Source organism: Allobosea sp. 67-29 (genome assembly GCF_001898115.1).
Taxonomy (GTDB): Bacteria; Pseudomonadota; Alphaproteobacteria; order Rhizobiales; family Beijerinckiaceae; genus Allobosea.
In genome coordinates, this window is the sequence record NZ_MKSQ01000006.1 from 1 (window position 1) to 4,060 (window position 4,060).

Annotated in this window: 9 protein-coding genes; all 9 read right to left on the reverse strand. The window is 65.3% G+C overall.

Annotated elements, in window-relative coordinates; translation table 11 throughout:
• A partial coding sequence (gene rpsC, locus BGO20_RS03635; RefSeq protein ID WP_299856639.1) for a 30S ribosomal protein S3 occupies window positions 1-326 on the reverse strand: 326 nt, incomplete at its 3' end.
• Window positions 327-336: 10 nt separating this feature from the next.
• Window positions 337-720, reverse strand: a complete 384-nt coding sequence (rplV, locus tag BGO20_RS03640) for a 50S ribosomal protein L22 (RefSeq protein ID WP_291661759.1) — start codon at window positions 718-720, stop codon at window positions 337-339.
• 3 nt (window positions 721-723) lie between these two features.
• On the reverse strand, window positions 724-1,002 hold the full coding sequence (rpsS, locus tag BGO20_RS03645; protein ID WP_055730182.1) for a 30S ribosomal protein S19: 279 nt from the start codon (window positions 1,000-1,002) through the stop codon (window positions 724-726).
• A gap of 8 nt (window positions 1,003-1,010) precedes the next feature.
• Window positions 1,011-1,853 carry a 50S ribosomal protein L2 gene (rplB, locus tag BGO20_RS03650; protein WP_291661757.1) on the reverse strand — a complete coding sequence of 281 codons (843 nt, stop codon included), beginning with the start codon at window positions 1,851-1,853 and terminating at the stop codon, window positions 1,011-1,013.
• Window positions 1,854-1,863: 10 nt separating this feature from the next.
• The gene (locus BGO20_RS03655) at window positions 1,864-2,175 is read right to left on the reverse strand and encodes a 50S ribosomal protein L23 (protein ID WP_291661755.1); all 312 of its coding nucleotides are present in this window, start codon (window positions 2,173-2,175) and stop codon (window positions 1,864-1,866) included.
• Window positions 2,172-2,792, reverse strand: a complete 621-nt coding sequence (gene rplD / locus BGO20_RS03660; RefSeq protein ID WP_291661753.1) for a 50S ribosomal protein L4 — start codon at window positions 2,790-2,792, stop codon at window positions 2,172-2,174. Before rplD ends, BGO20_RS03655 begins: the two co-directional genes overlap by 4 nt.
• A complete protein-coding gene (gene rplC / locus BGO20_RS03665) occupies window positions 2,792-3,517 on the reverse strand; it encodes a 50S ribosomal protein L3 (RefSeq protein ID WP_291661751.1) in 726 nt (241 codons plus the stop codon). Before rplC ends, rplD begins: the two co-directional genes overlap by 1 nt.
• Before the next feature lie 71 nt (window positions 3,518-3,588).
• Window positions 3,589-3,897, reverse strand: a complete 309-nt coding sequence (gene rpsJ / locus BGO20_RS03670; protein ID WP_038365384.1) for a 30S ribosomal protein S10 — start codon at window positions 3,895-3,897, stop codon at window positions 3,589-3,591.
• Window positions 3,898-3,964: 67 nt separating this feature from the next.
• Window positions 3,965-4,060: EF-Tu C-terminal domain-related protein (locus BGO20_RS03675; RefSeq protein ID WP_299856650.1), on the reverse strand; the 96-nt coding region annotated here is incomplete at its 5' end.

Below are 4,060 nucleotides of genomic sequence, written 5' to 3' on the forward strand. Positions count from 1 at the left end.
GGCTTGCGCACCTCGACGATGTTGATCGTCACGTCGGCCTTGGTGAGCTTGGTGACCTCCTTGCGGAGCTTCTCGATGTCGGCACCCTTCTTGCCGATCACCACGCCCGGGCGAGCCGAGTAGATGGTGACGCGGCACTTCTTGTGCGGACGTTCGATGATGATCTTCGAGACGGCGGCCTGCTTCAGCAGCTTCATCAGGGCGGCGCGGATCGCCATGTCCTCATGCAGCAGCTTGCCGTACTCGCCCTTGCTGGCGAACCAGCGCGAGTCCCAGGTCCGGTTGATGCCGAGGCGAAGGCCGATCGGATTGATTTTCTGACCCATCGTTCTCTCCTCAGGCCTGCGCGGCAGCCTGCTCGCGCACCACGATCGTGATGTTCGAGAACGGCTTCATGATACGGGCGCCACGGCCGCGGGCGCGGGCGTGGAAGCGCTTCATGACCAGCGCCTTGCCGACGAAGGCCTGCGCGACGACGAGATCGTCGACGTCGAGATCATGGTTGTTCTCGGCGTTGGCGATCGCGCTCTGCAGGCACTTGCGAACGTCGGTCGCGATGCGCTTGCGGGAGAACTCGAGATCGGCGAGCGCCGTCGCGACCTTCTTGCCACGGATCAGCTGAGCGACGAGGTTCAGCTTCTGCGGCGAGACGCGCAGGTTGCGGGCGACCGCAACCGCTTCGTTCTCAGGCAGCGCACGGGGGGCGGATGCTTTACCCATGGCTTACTTCCTCTTCGCCTTCTTGTCGGCGGCATGGCCGTGGAAGGTGCGCGTCGGCGAGAACTCGCCGAACTTGTGGCCCACCATCTCCTCGGACACGGACACCGGCACATGCTTCTGGCCGTTGTAGACGCCGAACGTCAGACCGACGAACTGCGGCAGGATCGTGGAGCGACGGCTCCAGATCTTGATGACTTCATTACGGCCCGAGGTCCTGGCGACCTCGGCCTTCTTCAGGAGGTATCCGTCGACGAACGGACCTTTCCAAAGCGAACGCGCCATGACGGACCTCAGTTCTTCTTCTTGCGGGCGTGACGGCTCGACACGATGAACGTATCGGTCCGCTTGTTCGAGCGGGTCTTCTTGCCCTTGGTCGGCAGACCCCACGGCGTGACCGGATGACGGCCGCCGGAGGTGCGGCCTTCACCACCGCCATGCGGATGGTCGACCGGGTTCATCGAGACGCCGCGGTTATGCGGGCGACGGCCGAGCCAGCGCGAGCGACCCGCCTTGCCGTCGTTCCGGTTCATGTGATCCGGGTTCGATACGGCACCGACGGTGGCGTAGCACAGGCCCGAGATCAGGCGTTGCTCGCCCGAGTTCAGGCGGACGATGACGTAGCCTTGGTCGCGGCCGACGATCTGGGCGTAGTTGCCCGCGGACCGCGCCAGCGCGCCGCCCTTGCCGATCTTCAGCTCGACATTGTGAACGATCGTGCCGATCGGCAGCGAGCCCATCGGGGCGGCGTTGCCGGGCTTCACGTCGACATTGTCGCCCGCGACCACCGTGTCGCCGACAGCCAGGCGCTGCGGCGCCAGGATGTAGGACTGCTCGCCGTCCTGATACTTGATCAGGGCGATGAACGCCGTGCGGTTCGGGTCATACTCCAGCCGCTCGACGGTCGCCGGGATGCCGGCCTTGCCGCGACGCTTGAAATCGACCAGGCGCAGCGTGCGCTTGTGGCCACCGCCGCGGAAGCGGACGGTGATGCGGCCGAGGTTGTTGCGGCCGCCCGAGGAGCTCTTGCCCTCGGTCAGAACCTTGACCGGCTTGCCCTTGTAGAGCTCGCTGCGGTCGACGATCACGAGCTGGCGAAGGCTCGGCGTGATCGGCTTGAAATGCTTCAAAGCCATTGTGCTTCCCTCACAGGCCCGTGGTCACGTCGATCGAATGGCCCTCTTCGAGGGTCACGACCGCTTTCTTGACGTCCGAGCGCTGGCCGAGCCGGCCCCGGAAGACCTTGACCTTGCCCTCGGTGACGATCGTGTTGACGCTCTTCACCTTGACGTCGAAGAGCTTCTCGACCGCGGCCTTGATCTGCGGCTTGGTCGCCGTCTTGGCGACCTTGAACACGACCTTGTTGTGCTCGGAGAGCGTGGTCGCCTTCTCGGTGATGACCGGCGCCACGATCACGTCGTAGTGGCGCGGGTCCAGGTTCTTGGCGGACTGGCTCATTTGAAGCGCGCCTCCAGCGCATCGACAGCCGCGCGCGTCAGGACGAGCTTGTCGCGACGCAGAATGTCATAGACGTTGATGCCCTGGACCGGCAGCACGTCGACGTTGGGGATCGAGCGAGCGGCCAGGCCGAAATTCGTATCGATCTCGGCGCCGCCGACGATCAGCGCGCTCGACAGGTCGAGCTTGCCGAAATGGCCGAGCAGCACCTTGGTCTTCGGCTCGGACAGCGTGGCATCGTCGATGACGATGATGCCGGCATCCTTGGCCTTGGCCGAGAGCGCATGGCGCAGAGCGAGCGCGCGGACCTTCTTCGGCAGCTCATGGGCATGGTCGCGCACGACCGGACCGAAAGCCTTGCCGCCGCCGCGGAACTGCGGAGCCGAAGCCGCGCCGTGGCGAGCGCCGCCGGTGCCCTTCTGCTTGTAGATCTTCTTGCGGGTGCGGTCGACTTCCGAGCGGCCCTTGGACTTGTGGGTCCCGGCGCGGCGCTTGGCGAGCTGGTAGCGGACCATGCGGGCGAGCAGATCGGCACGCGGCTCGAGGCCGAACACGGTATCCGACAGCTCCAGGGAGCCGGCCTTACCGCCTTCAAGAGTGACGATATCGAGTTTCATCACGCGTTCTCCTCAGCCTGGGCCGCAGGAGCCTCTGCCTTTGCCTCGCCGGCAACCTTGAACTTGCCCGGCAGCGGCGCATCCTTCGGCAGGGCGCGCTTGACGGCGTCGCGGACGTGGATCCAACCGCCGGCGACGCCCGGAACGGCGCCCTCGACGAGGATCAGGCCGCGCTCGACGTCCGTCTGGACGACGCGCAGGTTCTGCGTGGTCACGCGCTCGGCGCCGAGATGGCCCGGCATCTTCTTGTTCTTGAAGGTCTTGCCCGGGTCCTGACGGCCACCGGTCGAACCGATCGAACGATGCGAGACCGAGACGCCGTGCGTGGCACGCAGACCGCCGAAGTTCCAGCGCTTCATGCCGCCGGCGAAGCCCTTGCCGGTGGTGGTGCCGGAGACGTCGACGAACTGGCCGACGACGAAATGGTCGGCGGTGAGCTCGGCGCCGACCGGGATCAGCGCATCATCGCTGACGCGGAACTCGACGATCTTCTGCTTCGGCTCGACCTTGGCGACGGCGAAATGGCCGCGCTGCGCCTTCGAGACGTTCTTGACCTTGGCCAAGCCCGACCCGAGCTGCACGGCGGCATAGCCGTTCTTCTCGACCGTGCGATGCGCGACGACCTGGCAGTTGTCGAGCTTCAGCACGGTGACCGGAATGTGCTCGCCGGCATCCGTGAAGATGCGGGTCATCCCGACTTTCTGTGCAATCACACCGGAACGCATCGGTGCATACCTTCCCTTGGGGTCATGTCCATCCGGGGTGAGCCGGAAACAGAGGACCCGTTAAAACTGGATCAGAGCTTGATTTCGACGTCGACGCCGGCGGCGAGATCGAGCTTCATGAGGGCGTCGACCGTCTGGGGGGTCGGGTCGACGATGTCGAGAACCCGCTTGTGGGTCCGCATCTCGAACTGCTCGCGCGACTTCTTGTCGATATGGGGCGAGCGGTTGACGGTGAACTTCTCGATGAGCGTCGGCAGCGGGATCGGTCCGCGGACCTGGGCGCCCGTGCGCTTCGCCGTCGACACGATCTCGCGGGTCGACGCGTCGAGGACACGGTGATCGAACGCCTTGAGGCGGATCCGAATGTTCTGACCGTTCATGGTCTTTGTTCTCCGTGACGTGAAAAGGCGAAGGCCCAGAAGGGCCCTCGCCCCCCACGAAAACGCGTTACGCGATGATGCTGGCGACGACGCCTGCGCCGACGGTGCGGCCGCCTTCGCGGATGGCGAAGCGCAGCTTCTCTTCCATCGCGATCGGGGCGAT

What these genes read in the sequence shown, in the direction of transcription:
- rplV (WP_291661759.1), bottom strand. Translation starts at nt 720, where the DNA reads ATGGGTAAAGCATCCGCCCCCCGTGCGCTGCCTGAGAACGAAGCGGTT.
- rpsS (WP_055730182.1), bottom strand. Translation starts at nt 1,002, where the DNA reads ATGGCGCGTTCGCTTTGGAAAGGTCCGTTCGTCGACGGATACCTCCTG.
- rplB (WP_291661757.1), bottom strand. Translation starts at nt 1,853, where the DNA reads ATGGCTTTGAAGCATTTCAAGCCGATCACGCCGAGCCTTCGCCAGCTC.
- BGO20_RS03655 (WP_291661755.1), bottom strand. Translation starts at nt 2,175, where the DNA reads ATGAGCCAGTCCGCCAAGAACCTGGACCCGCGCCACTACGACGTGATC.
- rplD (WP_291661753.1), bottom strand. Translation starts at nt 2,792, where the DNA reads ATGAAACTCGATATCGTCACTCTTGAAGGCGGTAAGGCCGGCTCCCTG.
- rplC (WP_291661751.1), bottom strand. Translation starts at nt 3,517, where the DNA reads ATGCGTTCCGGTGTGATTGCACAGAAAGTCGGGATGACCCGCATCTTC.
- rpsJ (WP_038365384.1), bottom strand. Translation starts at nt 3,897, where the DNA reads ATGAACGGTCAGAACATTCGGATCCGCCTCAAGGCGTTCGATCACCGT.